We start from the raw sequence: 17,693 nt of genomic DNA, 5'->3' as shown, positions 1-17,693 counted from the left end.
GGCTCACCGGCCGATCTGCTCGGCCTGCGCCTCCCACGCGGCGTGGGCGTCCCGGGGCCGGGCCGGCCGGCGGGTCTCCCGGAGGGCGCGGAGAGCGGCGTTGCGCTCGCGCGCCAGGGAGTCCGCGGCGGCCCGGGCGGCGGCGTCCTCGCGGACCTGGGCGCGGACGGCGGTGATGGTGCCCATGATGGCCTCGACGCCCTGCGAGCCGCCCGCCAGGTAGGCGGCCCGGACCTCCCGGTCCGGGTGGTACAGGTAGCGGTCGTCGGTCTGGCCGCGGTGGGTGTCGAACTCCTCGTCGATCAGCTCCGAGAGCATGGCGGCCACCCGGTCCAGGCGGGCCTCGACCTCTCCGTGCAGGGGCGTCCTGGCGGCGGCGTCCCGGACGGACCACAGGGCCTGGCCATGCCGCCGGAGCTGGGTGGCGTCCCAGTCCGCGTGCGGGACCTCGGCCAGCCGGACGGCGATGAAGCTCGCGTCCCCGTGCCGCTGCTGCGGCGGCAGGACGCCGAGCTGCCACCGGATCCACGCGGTGCGCATGTCCTCCGCGGCGGCCAGCCGGGCCTGCTCAGCGGTCCTGGCGATCGACTTCCCGCTGTTCTTCCGGGGGCTCTTCCCCAGGTTCCTCGCGGTGGCCCTTCCGTCCGTCCGTGCACCGGACCTTGCGCCGGTCCCGGAGCTGCTCCGCGGCGTGCCGTGCAGCCGCTCCCGCGAGCGATCCACCAGGGAGCGGACGAGCGTCCGCAGGAGCACGCCGAGCAGGCACAGGGCGGCTCCGGCCAGCAGGAGGAGAAGGATCGTGCCCAGGTTGACGGGGACGAACGAGACCACCGACAGGACCACCGCCCCGGCGATCAGAAGCACGATCCCGGAGACGTCGTTGTTCTCGGTGCTCTGCATGGCGGATCCTCCCGAACCCCTCACACCACTGGACATCCACTCTAGCCGCCGGCGCCGGATCTGTGACCGGTCCCACAGGAAACTCCCGGCATCCCGGGGTGGTTGCGGGGGAGCCGGTGGCAGGGGCCGCCCCGATACCCTGGACCCATGCGATCCGCCGTGCTGTCCGTGTCCGCCGCCGTCCTCCTCCTCGTCTCCGGCTGCGCCGGCGGGGGCCCCGAGCAGGACGACCTGCTCCGGGCGCACGGCCTCGAGGGCGCGAGCACGCAGGAGGTCGTCGAGCAGCTGGACCGCACGCACGAGGACCGCGACGCCGGGCTCGCCGGCTCCGTGACCTACGACGAGGTGGTCCTCGACGACGGCACCGCCGAGACGACCCTGCCCATGCCGGAGGACCGCTTCTACCTGGCGGTCGCCCCGTATGCCACCACGACCCACGAGTGCTTCTTCCACAGCCTCTCCGGGTGCCAGGGCGAGTTCGTGGGCGAGGACTTCGACGTGCGGATCACCGACGGCTCCGGGTCCGTGCTCGTGGACGAGAGCGTGACCAGCTACGAGAACGGGTTCGTGGGCTTCTGGCTGCCCAAGGACATCACCGGCACGCTCGAGATCAGCTCGGAGCGGGGCCGGGCGGTCCAGGAGTTCGGGACCTCCCCGGACAGCCCGACCTGCCTCACCACCCTCCAGCTGGCCTGAGCCCGGCGCGAAGGAAGGGTGACCGGATGAGCATCAGCATGGCCCTGACGGCCCAGGCGGTCCGGCTGCGGGCGCGCCTGCAGCCGTGGACCCCGGTGGAGCAGCTGCACGGGCGCCGGTACCCGGAGCCGGCCAGGGTCCCCGCCGACCTGCGACGCTCGCACGCCGTGGAGCGCACCGAGGTGGCCGGGCGCCCGCTGCTGCGCCTGACCCCGCGCGCCGGGGCGGACGGGTCCCACTTGATCTACCTGCACGGCGGGGCGTTCGTGAATCCGCTGCTGCCGGCGCACTGGTGGATCGTCCGCGAGCTCGTGAAGGACACCGGGACCACGGTCACGGTCCCGCTGTACCGGCTGGCCCCGGAGGGCCACGTGGACGAGGGCTACGACTTCCTCGCCGCGGCCTGGGCGGACCTCGTGACCCGGCCCGCCGCGGACCGGATCGTGGTCGCCGGGGACTCGGCCGGCGGGTGCCTGGCGATCGGGCTGGCCATGCGCCTGCGGGACGCCGGGCAACGGATGCCCGACCACGTGGTGGGCTTCTCCCCGGCGGTGGACGTCTCCGCCACGCACCCGGCCGTGCGGGAGATCGACCCGCACGACCCGATGCTGAGCACCGACCGGGTGGTGCCCATGGCCGCGGCCTGGGCGCGGGACCGCGAGCTCACCGACCCGCTGGTCAGTCCGCTCTACGGGGACGTGGCCGGGCTGCCGCCGGTGCACGTGGTCCAGGGCGGCAAGGACATCCTGGCCGCCGACGTCCTGGCCTTCGCGCGGGACCTGGCGCGGGCGGGCAACCCGGGGAAGCTGATCTACGAGCCCGGCGCCTTCCACGTCTACGTGGGCGCCTGGTGGACGCCGGAGGCCCGGCGGGCGGTCCGGCACGTGCGCTCCCTGCTCGGGGAGCACGCCCCGGCGGCGGGGCGGGTCCAGGAATAGCCCGGCACCCCCGGCCGTTTCCTAATTGGTGATACATCAACCAAAAAGGGGAGCGGGCATGAAGGTCGTGATCATCGGGGCGGGACAGGCCGGGCTGTCGGCGGCCCACCACCTGCGGCGCCGGGGACTGGTCCCCGAGGAGGACTTCGTGGTCCTCGACGCCAATCCCGGCCCCGGGGGAGCGTGGCGGCACCGCTGGCCCTCGCTCACCTTCGGCGGCGCCCACGGGATCCACGACCTGCCCGGGCTGCCCCTCGGGGCGCCGGACCCGGCCGAGCCGGCCTCCGCCGTCGTCGCCCGCTACTACGGCGAGTACGAGCGCCGCTTCGCGCTGCCGGTCCACCGTCCCGTCGCGGTGCGGCGGGTCGAGGCGGCGTCCGACGACGGGCCGCTCGAGGTGGTCACGGACACCGGCACCTGGCGGACGGAGCTGGTGATCAACGGCACCGGGACCTGGGACCGTCCCCACTGGCCGTACTACCCCGGGCGGGAGTCCTTCCGCGGGCGGCAGCTGCACACCCACGACTTCCGCTCCGCGGAGGAGTTCCACGGCCGGCACGTGGTGGTCGTGGGCGGCGGCACCTCGGCCGTGCAGTTCCTGCTCCAGCTCGCCGCGGCGGGCGCCACCACCACGTGGGTCACCCGCCGGCCCCCGCGCTTCACGGACCGGGAGTTCGACCCGGACTGGGGGCGGGACGTCGAGCGCCGGGTCGACGGACGGACCCGCGCGGGGCTGCCGACAGCCAGCGTGGTCTCGGCCACCGGACTGCCCCTGACCGCGCAGTACCGGGCCGGGATCGAGGCCGGCATCCTCGTCTCGGCCGGGCCGCTGGGGGCGGTGACGCCCGAGGGCGTCCGGCTCGCCGACGGCCGGGAGGTGCGAGCGGACGCGATCCTGTGGGCCACCGGCTTCCGGCCCGCCCTGGACCACCTGGCACCCCTGGGACTGCGCGAACCTGGCGGCGGCATCCGGATGGACGGGGTGCGCGTGCTCCGGGATCCGCGGGTGCTGCTGGTCGGCTACGGCGCCTCGGCCTCGACCCTCGGCGCCACCCGCGCGGGGCGGGCGGCCGCCCGCGAGGCCGTGCGGCTGCTGTCCGCGGTTCCGGCCGGGAAACAGCGGCCCGCAGCACGTGTTGGCACTGTCAGCACCTGATCCGAGACCCTCAGGAGGGACCGCCATGGTCCGCATCGGCATCATCCTCGGTAGCACCCGGCCGAACCGCAACGGCGGGGACGTGGCCCGCTGGGTCCTCGCCCACGCCTCCGGGCGCGGCGACGCCCAGTTCGAGCTCCTCGACCTGCGCGAGCACCCCCTGCCGCACTTCGACGAGCCGATGCCGCCCTCGGCCGGGAAGTACCAGAACGAGCACACCAGGCGGTGGGCGGCCACGATCGATCGCTTCGACGGCTTCGTGGTGGTCACCCCCGAGTACAACCACGGCGCGCCCGGGGTGCTGAAGAACGCCTTCGACTACCTCTACGCCGAGTGGAACAACAAGGCCGTGGGCTTCGTCTCCTACGGCACCGCCGGTGGCGTGCGCGCCGTGGAGCAGCTGCGGCAGGTGGCCGGGGAGCTGCAGCTGGCCGACGTGCGCCAGCAGGTGTCGCTGTCCCTGCGCACGGACTTCGAGCACTACCGCACCTTCGCCCCGGCCGAGCACCACCGGCGCTCGCTGGCCACGATGCTGGACCAGGTCGTGGCCTGGTCCACCGCCCTCGCGCCGCTGCGCGCCCCGGCGGAGGGCGCCGGCTGAGCAGGGCGCCGTCGTAGTCTGGGGACACCGCGCCGATGCGGCGCACGCCATCCCGACGAAGGAGCACCCCGTGAGCGAGCAGCCCACCTCCAGCCCGGACCCCATCGAGGACGCCGCCTCCAACGACGACGCCGACATGACCACCGAGATGACCCCGATCCCGCACGAGCACGGGGACGCCAAGAACGAGGAGTCCGAGCAGAAGGACTGAGTCCGTCCCCCGACCCTCCGGGGCTCAGCGGTCGTCGGCCGAGGTCCGCACCACGATCCTCCGCATGGCCAGCCAGTGAAACAGCCCGCCGAGGGCGGCACCGATCACCCAGGCGAAGCCGCTGAGCTGCGCCAGCTGCGGCAACCACACGGCCAGGACCGAGAACACCGCGGCTGCGGCGAACGCGACCACTGCGCGCCGGTTCCAGCCGCGGGTGAACCAGTAGGCGCCCTGCGGGTCGGCCGAGTACAGGTCGTGCAGGTTCAGCCGCTGCTTCCGCACCACGTAGTAGTCGGCCACGATGATCCCGTACAGCGGCGCCAGCACCGCGCCCAGGGTGTCCACGAACGCCGGCAGCCCGATGGTCGAGATCACCGCGACCCACAGCGCCCCGATGACGAAGCCCGCCGCCGCCGTTATCGTGCCCGCGGTGCGGAACGAGATTCTCGCCGGGCTGATGTTGGACAGCGAGTAGGACGGCGGGATGAAGTTCGCGACGACGTTGATGCCCAGCGTCGCCAGCAGGAACGTCACCGCGGCGAGGACCGTGAGCGCGGTGTTGTCCACGAGCCCGACGATCTCCGCGGGGTTGGTCAGCGGCTCGCCCTCGCCGTCCTGGTAGAGCAGGTACGCCCCGGCCGTGATGAACACCGACAGGAACGTGAACAGGGCGAGGCTCAGCGGCAGGCCGGTGAGATTGCCGAGGCGCATGGCCCGCTCGGTGCGGACGTTGCGGGCGAAGTCCCCGAAGTTGATCACCACGGCGGCGAAGTAGGCGATCATCGTGCCGGTCACCCCCGCGAAGGCAGAGACCGCGGCCCAGCCCGTGACCTCCGAGGAGGAGAACACCGTCCCGACCGCCCGTGGCAGCGCGGAGCCCAGTTGCACCCAGATTGCCACCAGGAGCGCGATCATCACGAGATAGACCGCGGGGCCCACCACGTTGAGGAAGGTGGCGATCCGCTCGATGCCGCCGAGGAACAGTGCCACCTGCAGTACGGAGGCCAGCACGTAGGAGAACCACGCGACCCCGTCCATCCCGAGGAGCAGCGGGCCGCCGGGGGAGTCGAGCAGGGCGTTGAGGGCGAGCGCGATGGCGGTCGAGGCGAAGTAGGTCTGCGCCCCGTACCAGAAGACGGCGACGACGGCGCGGACGATCGCGGGGAACTGTGCCCCACGCACACCCATGGAGGCCCGGGCCAGCACCGGGTAGGGGAAGCCGTACTTCACGCTCGGCCGGCCGCTGAGGTCCACGAGCACCTTGATGATGAACCCGGCCAGCAGGATGGCGGCGAACACGAACCAGCCGTTGATGCCCGCCGTGATGAACAGGCTCGCCGCGAGGGTGTAGCCGGCGAGGCTCTGGATGTCGTTGGACCACACGTTGAAGACGGCGAACCATCCCCACGTGCGTCGTGACGCCGGCAGGGGCGCGAGGTCCTCGTTGTGCAGGGACGGATCGGCGTTGCGGACGGTCAGGTCGGCGTCCCCGAGATCGTGCTGCTGGGCGGTCATGGCCGTCGCTCTCCCGCGCCGGTGAGCCGGCACGTCTGCCGTGGCGCGGGGCGGTGCCCCGCGCCGTGTCCGTGGGATGCATGGCACCCCGTCGATGACGGCAAAGGTATGAAACACGCATTGCAACGACGTTTCGTGACGGGACGTGTCGTCCCGCGGCGGTGGAGCGCGGTGACCGCTGCGGTTAGGCGGCCGTTCCGAAGAGCGAGGCGCGAAGAGCGGACAGGGGCGGGGCGTGCTCGGCCAGCTCCTGGAGGTAGCCCAGGTCGTCCAGGTCACCCAGGGCGGCCGTGAGCTCCGCGCAGGTGAGCTGGGCGTCCTCGGCGACGACCTCGAGGGCGGGGGTCTCAGCGGCCGTGACGTGCTCGGCCACGGCGTCGAGGACGACGACGGCGTCGACGCTGACGTGCTCGTCGTGGATGGCCTCGACGAGCAGCCGCTCGGCGGCGTAGACGGGCGCGGCGAACATGTGGGGAACGGGGGACTGCATCGGTGACATCACTGCTGGAACACTACCCCCGGTTCATAAGAATTCTCTGAGACCGGACGGCGGTCCGGGGGGTCACCGGGAGATCGGCAGGTCCTCGTCGCGGCGCTCGCGGCGGGCCCGGCGTCGCGCGCGGATCCTGTGGCCGAGCAGCAGGAGGAGCCCGACGACGACGACCGGCGCGACCACCCACGGCTGCTCCAGCCACGCCCAGACGACCGCCATGCCCACGGTGCCGTAGATGACGCCCCAGATGAGGGTGCCCACGAGCATCGCGGGCATCCAGCGGCGCAGCGGCATGCCCGTGACGGCCGTGGTGAGGATGACGGCGGTCTGCAGACCCACGGTGAGGAAGCAGGCCGGGACGGCCAGGACGCCCCAGCGGTGCACGAGGCGCTGGGCCCGCCGGTAGACGGCGGTGTCCATGAGCTCGCGGACGCGGTCGGAGCGCCGGCTCCCGCGGGTGGCGGCGGCGCGGCCCAGGGCGAAGATGGTGGTGGTCCGCACGACGGCCCCGGCCCAGAAGAACAGGATCGCGGCCCAGAGGGGGAGGGACTCCAGCCAGGCCTGCACCCGTCCAGTCTAGGGAGCGGGCCTGACAACCGCTGACGACAGGTTGTCACTCCGCGACGGGGTGCGCCCGCCCGGGTGGCGCGGATCCGGCCGGCAGGGGGTCCCCTCCGGTCCTGCCCTCCCGACCGGGGGTACTCTCGCCGTACGGCCGGCCCGCCCCGGGGGCCGGAGCCCCGACCGAGGAGGACGCATGAGCGTGGAGATCGACGAGCGCGGGACCGTGACCGCCAATGGGCGCCCCGTGGACTACGCGACGGCCTACGCCTGGTGCGTCGACTCGCCCGAGACGATCACCGAGCTCGTCCACGACACGAAGGCGTTCGCCACGGTGATCGCCGCCGCCGAGCACGCCGGTCCCGAGGAGCAGGCCGAGGCCGTCCGGCAGGCCTTCGCCGCCGGGACGCCCCGGGAGCCCGGCGCCTCCTGGACCGAGGCCACGTCGGCGGAGCCGGTGACCGAGGAGCCGGCCACCGGGGAGCCCGTCACAGAGGAGCCGGCCGCCGGGGAGCCCGTCACAGAGGAGCCGGCCGCCGGCTGAGACCGCGGGATCAGCCCCGCACCAGGTTGACGGCCAGGGCGAGCATCACCACGCCAATCACCAGGTCCATCACCCGCCAGGTGCGCGGGCTGCTGAGCACCCCGGACAGCGCCCGGGCGCCGTAGCCCAGGGCGGAGAACCACACCACGCTGCCCACCACGGCACCTCCGGCGAAGATCCACCGGGCGTCGGGTCCGTGCTGGTTGGCGAGGCTGCCCAGCAGCACCACTGTGTCGAGGTAGACGTGGGGGTTCAGGTAGGTCAGGGCCAGGGTGGTGGCGATGACCGATCCGCGGGAGCGCGGGGCCTCGGCGGTCACGGAGGACGGCTTCAGGGCCGAGGCGAAGGACCGCACGGCCCACCACGTCAGGTAGGCGGCCCCGCCCCACCGCAGCACGTCCAGGGCCTCGGGGAACCGGGAGACCAGCGCCCCGATGCCTGCCGTGCCGCCGAGGATCAGCACCGCGTCGCTGACCGCGCACAGCGCCACCACCACGCCCACGTGCTCGCGGCGGATGCCCTGCCGCAGCACGAACGCGTTCTGCGCGCCGAGGGCGACGATCAGCGCCAGTCCGCTCATCAGCCCGGTACCCCAGATGCTCCACATGGCCTCGACGGTAGCCAGCTCCTGAGATACAGACAAACGAAAGAATTGACGGGTGCGTTAGTTTTGCTTCATGAACTTCGAGCATCTGCGCGCCCTGACCGCGATCGTCGACGAGGGCACCTTCGAGGCCGCCGCGGACGCCCTGGGGATCACCCCGTCGGCCGTCAGCCAGCGGATCAAGGCCCTGGAGGCGTCCGTGGGCCAGGTCGTGGTGCGCCGCGGCGCGCCCTGCACCCCCACCGAGGCCGGGGCCGTGCTGCTGCGCATAGCCCGCCAGGTGCAGGTCCTCGAGGCGGAGGCCCTGCACTCCCTCGGCCACGGGATCTCCTCCCGGACGGTGACCCCGGTGGCGGTCAACGCCGACTCCCTGGCCACCTGGTTCGTGCCCGTCCTGCAGGAGGCCGCCGGCTGGTCGGACACCACCCTGGACCTGCACGTGGAGGACCAGGACCACAGCAGCCGGCTCCTGCGCCAGGGGGACGTCATCGGCGCCGTCACCGGCGACCCCGCCCCCGTGAGCGGGTGCCGGCTCGAGCGGCTGGGCTTCATGCGCTACGTCCCGGTCGCCACCCCCGCCCTGCGCCGGCGGTTCACCACCGAGGCCGGCGTCGACTGGGCGGACATGCCGGTGCTCCGGTTCAACGCCAAGGACGACCTGCAGCTGCGCGCCCTGCGCGCCCGCGGCGTCGACCGGTCCCCGCCCACCCACACCGTCCCGTCCGCCGAGGGCTTCCTCGCCGCCGTCCGGGCTGGTCTGGGCTGGGGCATGCTCCCGGAGCTGCAGCTGGGCACGGACCTCTCCGACGGGTCCCTAGACCTGCTCGAGGACCACGCGCACCACGACGTCGCGCTCTACTGGCAGAGCTGGGCCCTGGACTCCGAACGGCTGCACCGCATCACCGCGTGCGTCCGCCGGGTGGGCCGGGAGCACTTGCGTGCTACGGCGCAGGACGGGCCTGGGGCCGGCCCGCCGGCGTAGGGGCCCCAGTCGGTCAGTGCGCTCGTGGTGCGGGGAAGGGGTCGGTGCTCGACTGCCTGTTGAGCACACGGTCCGCGGACTAGTGTGAAGTGCGTCTCGTTGCAGCCTGCCCAGGAGTCCTGATGTCCTCTCGAGAAATTCCCGTGTCGCGTCGTACGGTGCTCGGCGGTCTCGCCGCTGCCAGTGCTGTTCCTCTGCTCGCCCCGGCCCCCGTGGCTGCGGCGGCGGCCGGCACGCCGTTGCGTTCCGATGCACGGACCAAGATCGTCCTCCTGGGCACCAGCGGTGGTCCGGGCTGGGGTGCCACCGAGCCGCCGCGCACGGGCATCGCCAGCGCGCTGGTCGTCGGTGACCGCTACTACCTCGTGGACACCGGCGAGGGCGTCGGATTCCGGCTCATGGACGCCGAGCTCGGGAACTGGCAGGCCAGGGCCGCGCTGAGCGATCTGCGCGCGATCTTCCTGACCCACCTGCACTCGGACCACATCAACGACCTGTCGAACATCCTCAGCCTGGGCGCCTACAACGGTCTGGTGGCGGCGGACCGCCCTGTCCCGGTGTGGGGCCCCGGCAACCGCGGAATCCTGCCGCCGAAGACCGGCACCCATCTGATGCCGCCCATCACCGCCCCCGAGAACCCCACCCCGGGCACCGCGGAGATGGTCGGGCTGCTCGTGCGTGCCTTCGCCACGGACTTCAACGATCGCGCCATCGACGGCGGCATGCCCGCCCCGCAGGACATGTTCGCCGGTCACGACATCCCGCTGCCGGAGCGTCTCGTCGACGACCCGAACGGCGATCCGCACCCGCGGATGAAGCCGGTGGTCTTCTACGAGGACGACCGGGTGAAGGTTTCCGCGACCCTGGTCCAGCATGCTCCGGTCTTCCCCTCCTTCGCCTTCCGCTTCGACACCGAGGACGGCAGCGTCGTCTTCTCCGGCGACACCGGACCCAGCGAGAACCTCGTCCGGATGGCACGGGGCGCCGATGTGCTAGTGCACGAGGTGATCGCCACCGAATGGGCGGCCCAGCGCTATCCGGAACCTCGTAGCCCCGAGGACGAGGCGGCTTTCCAGCACCTCATCAAGTCCCACACCCCTGTCGAAGAGGTGGGCGCCATCGCGGAGAAGGCCGGCGTCCCGACGCTCGTGCTCAACCACTTCGTGCCCGGCAGCTGGCCGCTCGAGAAGTGGCAGGCGGCGCAGCAGGGGTACAGCGGTCGGCTGATCGTCGGGGCCGACCTGGACGAGATCGGTCTCTAGCCGCCTCCCGCACGTTCCTCCAGGCGCTCCTGGTACTCCTGAACCGGTTGTTTCGTACCGCGCCCCGCCCTCGACCTCCTCGGTCCCGCCGGGCCGTACGCCCGTTGACCCGGGAATCTGCTCCGGAAGATCAGCGTGCCATGAGGGCGAAGACTCCCCAGCCGAGGTGCTCGCGCGTGGAGCGCGCGTAGCGGGCGGGCTCCGTGGTGAGTTCTTCGCGTACCTCGGTGGCCAGATCGTCGTCCGGGTTCTGGTCGAGCCAGCGGCGCAGGCTGAGCCACTGGGCCGCGGCGTAGCGGTCCCAGCTGTCCTGGTCGGCCAGCATCATCTCCACAACGTCGTATCCGAGCTGCCGGAACTGCTCGATCAGTTCCGCCAGGGGCAGGAAGTCGGCGAGGCCGGTCGCGTGGCACGCCTGGGCGGTCTCCTCGTCCGGAGGAAGCCGCCGCCAGTAGGGTTCGCCGATCAGCAGCAGTCCTCCGGGGCGGAGGTTGCGGTCGAGCAGCTCGGCGGTTCCGGCGACGCCGTTGCCGATCCACGTGGCGCCGGTACAGGCGGCGAGGTCGACCGGCTGGTCCGCGACATGGCCGGCGGCGTCACCGTGGACGAACTCGACCCGGTCCGCGACGCCGAGTTCGGCGGCGCGGGCCCGGGCCTGCTCGGTGAAGACCGTGCTGATGTCCACCCCGGTGCCCGTGAAGCCCAGGTCACGCGCCCAGGTGCACAGCATCTCGCCCGAGCCGCTGGCCAGGTCGAGCATCCGTGTCCCGGGGGCGAGGTGGAGCGCCTCGCCCAGGGCCGCGAGCTTGTCCGCGGTCAGCGGGTTGTGGATCCGGTGGGTGCTCTCACGGATGGTGAAGATGCGGGGAAGGTCCATCACCAGATTCTTCTCCGTCCTGCCGTGCGAGGGGATGGCCACGACGGCGTCGATCCGAACTGCGGCGCCCAGTGGCGGGCCGGACGCGGTGGGCGGGGTGCTGCCAGGAGATGCCGGCAGCACGGGGTGTCCCTCCCGTGCCGTGCCTGCTGCTCAGCGACAGGCCGGTGAGTCCGGTGGTGCCCCCAGCGCTGCGGCGTCCGCCGTCACTCGCAGGCCAGGCCCTCGGCCCCGCCCCGGTCCAGCTCCGGCCGGTAGCCGGGCTGGTCCGAGCGCAGGGGCGCCGCGCCGGCGGCGCGGACCGCGGCGCAGTCGGCGTAGTGGACCTCCTCCGCCGGTGACGGTCCCGCGGCGGTGTTCCCGGCCGGTAGGACGTCGGTGGGCACGTCCTGGTCCGGGCACCCGGCCAGCACGTCCGCCATGGCGTCCCGCTCGGGAGCCGTCACGAACAGCTCGTAGCGGGTCTTGACCGCGATCTGGGTGGCCACGTACTCGCACCGGAAGGACTCGTTCGGCGGCAGCCACTGGGCGGCGTCGGAGGCGGACTTCTCCCCGTTGGTCGGCCCGTCAACGGCCCGCAGGTTGAGCGGGTCGTTGGCGAGGGCCGTGCGCTCGTCCCGGGTGAGCCGGTCGGCCCCGGAGATCCACGCGTTCTTCAGCGCCACCACGTGGTCGATCTGCACGTCGGCGGAGGTCAGCGGTCCGCGGACGAACTCGATCGTCCGCCCGGTGTAGGGGTCCTCGAGGGTCCCGGAGAGGACCCTGCACCCGTCGTCGTGGAGGACGTCACCGGTCAGGTCCCGGGCCAGGATGTCGTTGCGCTCGTCGCAGCCGTTGCCGTCGGGATCGGCCCAGTCCCCGAACTGGGCGAGCCGGTCGTAGTCCTCCCCGCCGCCGGCGTTCTCGACGGGCAGGGCCGCGAGCGCCCGTGCGGCGGGGGAGGTGGCCTCCACGGCCTGAGGCGTGCAGCCGGTCAGGACGCCCAGGGCGACCGCGAGCGGGACCAGCCGCGTGCGCCGGGCACGGGTCTGCGGTGGCTCGAACCTGCGCACGATGTTCCCTCCGATCCGGCCGGTGGTGTCGGGACCCCTATTCTCGCATGTCAGCCGTTCGGGGTAGATTGCGGCACCGGAGGAAGGCAGACATGAGACGGTGCTTCGCCGCGACCCGCGTGCTGATGGGCCTGGCCCTGGTCGTGGCCGTGGCCGGGCGGCTGCAGGCGTACCTGGGGTTCTGGATCGAGCGCGGGGACCGGGCCATCGCGGTCGACGTCGCCAACTTCTTCAGCTACTTCACCATCCAGACGTCGCTGTTCCACGCCGTGGTGTTCGGGTTCGGCGCGTGGTCGCTGCTCGCCCGGCGGGGCGCCGACCCGCCGTGGTTCGGGGCCCTGCGCGCCGCGGCCACGACGTACACCGTCACCACCGGGGTGGTCTACAACGCGCTGCTGCGCGGTCTGCCGCAGGAGGCGGCCCTGGAGCAGCCGTGGGCCAACGAACTGCTGCACACGATCGTCCCGGTCTACGCGCTGCTGGACTGGCTGCTCGCCCCGGGTCGGAGCCGGATCCGGTGGCGGACGGTCGGCGGGATCGTGGTCTATCCGGTGCTGTGGGCCGTCTACACGCTGGTGCGGGCGCCGTTCGTGCTGGACGAGGGCACCGGCAACCCGTGGTGGTACCCCTATCCGTTCCTGGACCCGCACGAGGCGGCCGGCGGCTACGGGTCCGTGGCGGTCTGGATCGCGGTGCTCGCGGTGGCGATCACGGCGACGGCCTCGGTCCTCGTCGGGTTCTCCCGGCTTCGCACCAGGGCTCCCGCCGACGACGACGGGGCCGAGCGCCGCCGGTGACCGACCGGGCCGCGCAGGGGCCGCCCGGTCCGGCCCGGGCGGCCCCTGGCACGCCGTCGTCAGGACAGGGCGCCGGAACGGGTCGTCAGGACAGGTCCTCGAGGGCCGCCACCGCGAGGTCCGGGTGGTCGGAGAAGAGTCCGTCCATGCCGGCCTCCACGAAGGCCCTGATCTCCCCCGCCAGGTCGCCGTGCGCCCGAGGATCGGCGCCGGCGCGGTGCTCGGCGGGGAGGAAGGAGTTCTCCGCCCGGAAGGTCCAGCCGTGGACCTCGAGACCCGCGGCGTGGGCCTCGGCGATCACGGCCGTCGGCTCGCCGAGGGTGTCGTCGGCCTCCCGCGGGATCATGACGTCCTTGCAGGCACCGAGGATGTCGGCGTAGGACGCGATCTCCGCCAGGCCCTCCGCCGTCGTGAGGTCCGCGTAGCCGCGCGGGTCGCCGGCGGCGGCGAGGTCGAACGGCGCGCCCGAGCAGTCGACCAGCTGGGCGAGGCGCACGTCGGTCATCCCGTCGAGCTCGCGCAGGTTGGCCGTCTCGAAGCTCTGGAGGACGACCGGGTCCGCCTCGTCGCCGTAGCCGTTGGCCTCGAGCACCTCGACCGTCCTCTCCTCCAGGGACAGGCCGATCGAGTCGAAGTACGTGGGGTGCTTGAGCTCGGGCGCGATCCCCACCGGCTCGCCGTCGCAGGTGCGCGAGCGGCGGGCGAGGTCCACGACCTCCTCGAAGGTCGGGATCGGGTACAGGCCGTCGAAGGCGGTGCCGCCCGGGCGCAGCTCCGGGATGCGCTCCTCCGCGCGCAGGGTGCGCAGCTCGGCCAGCGTGAAGTCCTCGGTGAACCAGCCGGTGACCTCGGCGCCGTCGACCACCTTGGTGGTGCGCCGCTCGGCGAACTCCGGGCGGTCCTCGACGTCCGTGGTGCCGCCGATCTCGTTCTCGTGCCGTGCCACGAGCTCGCCGTCCTTGGTGGGGACGAGGTCGGGTTCGATGACGTCGGCGCACTGGGTGATGGCCAGCTGGTAGGAGGCCAGCGTGTGCTCGGGGCGGTAGCCGGAGGCGCCGCGGTGACCGATCACCTCGGGGCCCGTCCCGGCCGCGGGCTCGAGGCGCTCGCGGTCCAGCACGATGAGCTCGGTGTCGTCCGGGGTGCCCGGGACGCGGGCGTCGTTGCCCGGGTAGTTGTTGTCGTTGCCGACCAGCAGGCGGCCGTCCCGCAGCTGCAGGACCACCTCGACCGACTGCTGGGGGAAGGAGAACTGCTCGCCCACGCCGTAGGCGCCGGGGGAGGTCCCGGTGCCGATGCCGGCCGGGTTGTCGATGGCGAGCAGGTCGGCGACCAGCTCCTTCTCGAGGTGGCCGGAGTCGTCCGTGCGGCGGAGGTCGACGGCGTAGACGCGCTTGGTGACCGCCGCGGGGCCGTCGAGGTCGTCGCGCTCGAGGACCAGGAGCCGGTTCTGACCGGTCAGGAACGCGTCGCCCACGAGGTTGGCGTCGGTGTCCGTCTCGTAGTCCCACGTGCGGCCGGTGTACTCCCGCGTCCTGGTGTCGAACTCCAGGACCAGCCGGCGGCGCGGATCGTCGTCGTCGGCGAGGGCGCCCTCCAGGATCGGGTAGAGGTAGCGGCCGTTCCGCGAGCCCGCCATGGCCTCGAAGCCCTTGCTGGCGCCGACGGTGGGCTGCTCCCCGTCCTCGAGGTAGGGGCTCTGCGGCGACTTGAGCGTGCCCGTCCCGCCGTCGCGGACGTCGGCCAGCGGGACGGGCTCCTCGAGCACCACGCCCTCGGCGTCCACGTGCAGCAGGAAGGGCCCGAACTCCTCGCCGATCCAGAAGGTGCCGTCCGGCTGGCGGACCACGGACTCGACGTCGAAGTCGTTGCCGGTCAGCAGCCGCTCCTCGGTGTCCTCGTGCACCACGGGGAAGGGGATGCGGTGGTGCGGGTCCCGCAGCGACACGTGGCCCTGGACCTCGATCTCGCCGCTCCCGCCCTCGGCGGTCTCCCACTGCGGGGCGATGCGGTAGAGCCGCAGCAGGAAGTCGGCGGAGTTCTCCTGGTTGCCGAAGCCGTTGTCCGGCATGGCCCAGAACGTGCCGTCGCCGTTGTCGACCATGGCGGAGAAGCCGGGGATGACCTGGCCGTCGAAGGGGCCGGTGCGGCCGTTCGCCGGCGTGGCTGCCGCCCCGGAGGGCGGGCCCTCGGCGAGGTGGTCGGCGGAGAGGGTGGCGCGCTGCTCGAGCACGGGCGCGCCGGCGGGCCCGCGGCCCGGATCGCCGTCGTGGGCGAGCGCCCCCGGCGTGGAGGTGAGGAGGACGGCCGCGGCCAGTGCGGCGGCTGCTGCTGGGACTCTGCGCATGCGCCGAGCGTAGGACCGGGGCGTGGCCGGCCGGTGGCGTCCGGGGAACATGTCGGCGAACGACGCCGCGCCGCTCGTTCACCCACCGGGCGTCCGCCCACCGCGCTCCGACCTGCGGCGCCGGCCCGGATCCGGGCGCGGCGGACGGCACGCCGGCGCGGTCCGGGTCAGAGCCGCGGCACGCACGGCCCGGCGCCCAGCTTCGCCAGGCCGGCCCGGTCCCCGGCCGAGAGCACCGTGGCCCCGCCCGCCGGGTGCATCATCTGGGTGGGGTCGTCGACGTGGGCGAGCCCCACCACGTGCGCCAGCTCGTGGATGATGGTCGCGCGGACGTGGGCCGCTCCGTCCGGGTGCTCCAGCACCGGCGCCAGACCGGGGGCGTCGAGGGCGACCTGACCGGTGACGTAGGCGAACGGCCCCCCGGGCGCCTGCCGGGCCGTGCTGCCGCCGAGGCCCACCACGTTGCCGACCAGCCCCGGCACCTCGGTCTCGTCGGACCACGCGATGAGCACGGGCGCCCACTGCCGGCCGTACCGGTCCGGCTGATAGGGCGCGCGCTGCTCGGCGGGCGCCTCCGTCGTCGTCCCCGCCGGGACGAACCGCAGACCGGTGGCCGCGGAGATCTCGGCGACCGCCTCCTCGACGAGCTGCCGGCCGCCCGGCGGGGCGCCGTCCGGGCGCACGACGTAGTGCACCGGACGGCACGGGTCGTAGGCGACCATCGGCTGGGCGGGGTCCGGGGAGTCCATGAAGCGGTGGCCGCCGACGTCCTCGACCGCCGGGGGCGCCCCCAGCGGCGCCGGTGCGGCCCCGACCCCGGGCGGGGGTGCCGACGCGTTCGGCAGGTAGGGGCGGATGACCGGCAGCGCGTAGTCCTGGAAGAGCCCGGGCGTGAACCAGAGCATCAGCAGCACCACGACGCCCACGGCCGGGGTCGCCCGCCACGCTGGGCTGCGCCTCCGCGGCGCCCTCGCCCAACGGCGGGCGGATGCCCTGGCCGCCCGGGCGGCGCGCCGGTCCCGGCGCCGGCGCGCGCCCGGGCCCAGCAGGGCCTCGCGCTGCTGCTCCAGCGCCTCCTCGAGCACCCACTGCGGCGTCCGTCCGCTCGGGGACCGCGGGAGGCGCGCGGCGGCGGCGTGCTCGTCGCGGGTCCGGGGCGACGCTCCCCGCTGCGGCGTGGTGCCACCGGGCTGGTGCATGGTTCCTGGCTTCTGTGCTGGATCAGGCCGTCACGCGGCCCACACTGAAGTGTACGAAAGCAAACGCCTCGGGGGATCCCGCACCTGCCCTGTGCTGAGGAATCGCCTGTCCACACTCCTGCCTACACTGGCCCGACGCAGCCCCGACCCGAAGGAGCACCGCAGTGGAGACCACCCCGCACCAGAACGTCACCTTCCCCTCGGCCGGGGGCCGGGCCCACGGCTACCTGGCGCTGCCGGCCGCCGGCCGCGGTCCCGGCGTGCTCGTGATCCAGGAGTGGTGGGGGCTCACCGACCACATCCGGGACGTGGCGGACCGGCTCGCCGCCGAGGGCTTCGTGGCCCTGGCCCCCGACCTCTACGGCGGGTCCATCACCCACGACGGCGCGGAGGCCGCCGAGATGATGTCCCGGCTGCCCGAGGATGAGAGCGTGCGGCTGCTCGCCGGCTCCGTCGACTTCCTGCTCGGCCACGAGGCCGTCACCAGCTCCACGGCGGGGGCGATCGGCTTCTGCATGGGCGGCGGGTTCGTCCTGGCCCTCACCGCCGACCAGGGCGAGAGGATCGGCGCCGCGGTGCCGTTCTACGGCGTCGGCCAGGGCGTGCCGGACACCTGCCACGGGGTGCGCGCGGCGGTGCAGGGCCACTACGGCCGGGAGGACTCGTCCTACCCGGTCGAGAAGGCGCAGGCGCTCGAGGAGCAGCTCCGCCGCGAGTCCTCCGCGCCCGTGGTCGAGTTCCACTACTACGACGCCCCGCACGCCTTCCACAACGACCGGAACCGGGCGAACCACCGCCCCGACGCCGCGGCCGCGGCCTGGGAGCGCGCGGTCGCCTTCCTGCGGGAGCACGTCCGCTAGCTGTGATGTCCAGGGAGGTTGTGCCGTCTCGCGGCGGTGAGTCGGGCTGACAGGTGAGGACCTCCGGTTGTGAAGTGGAGCTGTCTAGGAACCGCTTC

General features: G+C 73.3%; 19 protein-coding genes. 10 read left to right on the top strand and 9 right to left on the bottom strand.

Going from position 1 to position 17,693, the window contains the following annotated elements; all coding sequences use genetic code 11:
- Nucleotides 1–3 precede the first annotated feature (3 nt).
- Nucleotides 4–900, bottom strand: a complete 897-nt coding sequence (locus RF647_RS10740; protein WP_368811685.1) for a hypothetical protein — start codon at nt 898–900, stop codon at nt 4–6.
- A gap of 147 nt (nt 901–1,047) precedes the next feature.
- Here RF647_RS10740 and RF647_RS10735 point away from each other — a divergent pair, with 147 nt between their 5' ends.
- From RF647_RS10735 to RF647_RS10715, 5 genes are all read left to right on the top strand, one after another.
- Nucleotides 1,048–1,596 (top strand): CueP family metal-binding protein, encoded by a 549-nt coding sequence (locus RF647_RS10735; RefSeq protein WP_368811684.1) that lies wholly within the window; start codon nt 1,048–1,050, stop codon nt 1,594–1,596.
- A 26-nt stretch (nt 1,597–1,622) separates the two neighbouring features.
- Nucleotides 1,623–2,534, top strand: coding sequence for an alpha/beta hydrolase (locus RF647_RS10730; protein ID WP_368811683.1), 912 nt, complete (start codon nt 1,623–1,625; stop codon nt 2,532–2,534).
- Nucleotides 2,535–2,592: 58 nt separating this feature from the next.
- Nucleotides 2,593–3,690 (top strand): FAD-dependent oxidoreductase, encoded by a 1,098-nt coding sequence (locus tag RF647_RS10725; protein WP_368811682.1) that lies wholly within the window; start codon nt 2,593–2,595, stop codon nt 3,688–3,690.
- Between the two features lie 25 nt (nt 3,691–3,715).
- Nucleotides 3,716–4,291, top strand: coding sequence for an NADPH-dependent FMN reductase (locus tag RF647_RS10720; RefSeq protein WP_368811681.1), 576 nt, complete (start codon nt 3,716–3,718; stop codon nt 4,289–4,291).
- A gap of 70 nt (nt 4,292–4,361) precedes the next feature.
- The gene (locus RF647_RS10715) at nt 4,362–4,502 is read left to right on the top strand and encodes a hypothetical protein (RefSeq protein WP_368811680.1); all 141 of its coding nucleotides are present in this window, start codon (nt 4,362–4,364) and stop codon (nt 4,500–4,502) included.
- A gap of 24 nt (nt 4,503–4,526) precedes the next feature.
- Here RF647_RS10715 and RF647_RS10710 read toward each other — a convergent pair whose 3' ends face one another.
- The 3 genes from RF647_RS10710 to RF647_RS10700 all read right to left on the bottom strand — a co-directional run bounded on the left by RF647_RS10710 (nt 4,527) and on the right by RF647_RS10700 (nt 7,077).
- Nucleotides 4,527–6,017, bottom strand: coding sequence for an NCS1 family nucleobase:cation symporter-1 (locus RF647_RS10710; RefSeq protein WP_368811679.1), 1,491 nt, complete (start codon nt 6,015–6,017; stop codon nt 4,527–4,529).
- A gap of 184 nt (nt 6,018–6,201) precedes the next feature.
- Entirely contained in the window at nt 6,202–6,507 is a 306-nt protein-coding gene (locus RF647_RS10705) for a hypothetical protein (protein WP_368811678.1), read from the bottom strand.
- A 72-nt stretch (nt 6,508–6,579) separates the two neighbouring features.
- A complete protein-coding gene (locus tag RF647_RS10700) occupies nt 6,580–7,077 on the bottom strand; it encodes a DedA family protein (RefSeq protein WP_368811677.1) in 498 nt (165 codons plus the stop codon).
- A 190-nt stretch (nt 7,078–7,267) separates the two neighbouring features.
- Here RF647_RS10700 and RF647_RS10695 point away from each other — a divergent pair, with 190 nt between their 5' ends.
- Nucleotides 7,268–7,615 (top strand): hypothetical protein, encoded by a 348-nt coding sequence (locus RF647_RS10695; protein WP_368811676.1) that lies wholly within the window; start codon nt 7,268–7,270, stop codon nt 7,613–7,615.
- 10 nt (nt 7,616–7,625) lie between these two features.
- Here RF647_RS10695 and RF647_RS10690 read toward each other — a convergent pair whose 3' ends face one another.
- Complete coding sequence (locus tag RF647_RS10690; RefSeq protein ID WP_368811675.1) at nt 7,626–8,222, bottom strand: LysE/ArgO family amino acid transporter; 597 nt, start codon at nt 8,220–8,222, stop codon at nt 7,626–7,628.
- 70 nt (nt 8,223–8,292) lie between these two features.
- Here RF647_RS10690 and RF647_RS10685 point away from each other — a divergent pair, with 70 nt between their 5' ends.
- Together RF647_RS10685 and RF647_RS10680 are read left to right on the top strand one after the other, a co-directional pair.
- A complete protein-coding gene (locus RF647_RS10685; RefSeq protein ID WP_368811674.1) occupies nt 8,293–9,201 on the top strand; it encodes a LysR family transcriptional regulator ArgP in 909 nt (302 codons plus the stop codon).
- Nucleotides 9,202–9,323: 122 nt separating this feature from the next.
- A complete protein-coding gene (locus RF647_RS10680; RefSeq protein WP_368811673.1) occupies nt 9,324–10,463 on the top strand; it encodes an MBL fold metallo-hydrolase in 1,140 nt (379 codons plus the stop codon).
- A 130-nt stretch (nt 10,464–10,593) separates the two neighbouring features.
- Here RF647_RS10680 and RF647_RS10675 read toward each other — a convergent pair whose 3' ends face one another.
- Both RF647_RS10675 and RF647_RS10670 read right to left on the bottom strand, forming a co-directional pair.
- Complete coding sequence (locus RF647_RS10675; RefSeq protein WP_368811672.1) at nt 10,594–11,340, bottom strand: cyclopropane-fatty-acyl-phospholipid synthase family protein; 747 nt, start codon at nt 11,338–11,340, stop codon at nt 10,594–10,596.
- 206 nt (nt 11,341–11,546) lie between these two features.
- The gene (locus tag RF647_RS10670; RefSeq protein ID WP_368811671.1) at nt 11,547–12,392 is read right to left on the bottom strand and encodes a DUF1524 domain-containing protein; all 846 of its coding nucleotides are present in this window, start codon (nt 12,390–12,392) and stop codon (nt 11,547–11,549) included.
- 92 nt (nt 12,393–12,484) lie between these two features.
- On the opposite strand from RF647_RS10670, the gene RF647_RS10665 reads away from it, so the two are divergent.
- Entirely contained in the window at nt 12,485–13,189 is a 705-nt protein-coding gene (locus tag RF647_RS10665) for a Pr6Pr family membrane protein (protein ID WP_368811670.1), read from the top strand.
- Nucleotides 13,190–13,274: 85 nt separating this feature from the next.
- Here the strand turns inward: RF647_RS10665 and RF647_RS10660 are convergent, their stop codons facing one another.
- Both RF647_RS10660 and RF647_RS10655 read right to left on the bottom strand, forming a co-directional pair.
- Nucleotides 13,275–15,536 carry an esterase-like activity of phytase family protein gene (locus RF647_RS10660; protein WP_368811669.1) on the bottom strand — a complete coding sequence of 754 codons (2,262 nt, stop codon included), beginning with the start codon at nt 15,534–15,536 and terminating at the stop codon, nt 13,275–13,277.
- Between the two features lie 167 nt (nt 15,537–15,703).
- Nucleotides 15,704–16,735, bottom strand: a complete 1,032-nt coding sequence (locus RF647_RS10655) for a peptidase (protein ID WP_368811668.1) — start codon at nt 16,733–16,735, stop codon at nt 15,704–15,706.
- Nucleotides 16,736–16,899: 164 nt separating this feature from the next.
- On the opposite strand from RF647_RS10655, the gene RF647_RS10650 reads away from it, so the two are divergent.
- On the top strand, nt 16,900–17,595 hold the full coding sequence (locus RF647_RS10650) for a dienelactone hydrolase family protein (RefSeq protein WP_368811667.1): 696 nt from the start codon (nt 16,900–16,902) through the stop codon (nt 17,593–17,595).
- Nucleotides 17,596–17,693 lie beyond the last annotated feature (98 nt).

This window comes from Kocuria sp. CPCC 205263, from assembly GCF_040981075.1.
Lineage (GTDB): Bacteria > Actinomycetota > Actinomycetes > Actinomycetales > Micrococcaceae > Kocuria > Kocuria rosea.
The sequence above is the reverse complement of the archived record's forward strand: the minus strand, read 5'-3'. Positions and strand labels throughout refer to the sequence as shown.

What these genes read in the sequence shown, in the direction of transcription:
- RF647_RS10660 (WP_368811669.1), bottom strand. Translation starts at nt 15,536, where the DNA reads ATGCGCAGAGTCCCAGCAGCAGCCGCCGCACTGGCCGCGGCCGTCCTC.
- RF647_RS10665 (WP_368811670.1), top strand. Translation starts at nt 12,485, where the DNA reads ATGAGACGGTGCTTCGCCGCGACCCGCGTGCTGATGGGCCTGGCCCTG.
- RF647_RS10695 (WP_368811676.1), top strand. Translation starts at nt 7,268, where the DNA reads ATGAGCGTGGAGATCGACGAGCGCGGGACCGTGACCGCCAATGGGCGC.
- RF647_RS10735 (WP_368811684.1), top strand. Translation starts at nt 1,048, where the DNA reads ATGCGATCCGCCGTGCTGTCCGTGTCCGCCGCCGTCCTCCTCCTCGTC.
- RF647_RS10725 (WP_368811682.1), top strand. Translation starts at nt 2,593, where the DNA reads ATGAAGGTCGTGATCATCGGGGCGGGACAGGCCGGGCTGTCGGCGGCC.
- RF647_RS10730 (WP_368811683.1), top strand. Translation starts at nt 1,623, where the DNA reads ATGAGCATCAGCATGGCCCTGACGGCCCAGGCGGTCCGGCTGCGGGCG.
- RF647_RS10680 (WP_368811673.1), top strand. Translation starts at nt 9,324, where the DNA reads ATGTCCTCTCGAGAAATTCCCGTGTCGCGTCGTACGGTGCTCGGCGGT.
- RF647_RS10690 (WP_368811675.1), bottom strand. Translation starts at nt 8,222, where the DNA reads ATGTGGAGCATCTGGGGTACCGGGCTGATGAGCGGACTGGCGCTGATC.
- RF647_RS10685 (WP_368811674.1), top strand. Translation starts at nt 8,293, where the DNA reads ATGAACTTCGAGCATCTGCGCGCCCTGACCGCGATCGTCGACGAGGGC.
- RF647_RS10705 (WP_368811678.1), bottom strand. Translation starts at nt 6,507, where the DNA reads ATGCAGTCCCCCGTTCCCCACATGTTCGCCGCGCCCGTCTACGCCGCC.
- RF647_RS10675 (WP_368811672.1), bottom strand. Translation starts at nt 11,340, where the DNA reads ATGGACCTTCCCCGCATCTTCACCATCCGTGAGAGCACCCACCGGATC.
- RF647_RS10720 (WP_368811681.1), top strand. Translation starts at nt 3,716, where the DNA reads ATGGTCCGCATCGGCATCATCCTCGGTAGCACCCGGCCGAACCGCAAC.
- RF647_RS10655 (WP_368811668.1), bottom strand. Translation starts at nt 16,735, where the DNA reads ATGCACCAGCCCGGTGGCACCACGCCGCAGCGGGGAGCGTCGCCCCGG.
- RF647_RS10740 (WP_368811685.1), bottom strand. Translation starts at nt 900, where the DNA reads ATGCAGAGCACCGAGAACAACGACGTCTCCGGGATCGTGCTTCTGATC.
- RF647_RS10710 (WP_368811679.1), bottom strand. Translation starts at nt 6,017, where the DNA reads ATGACCGCCCAGCAGCACGATCTCGGGGACGCCGACCTGACCGTCCGC.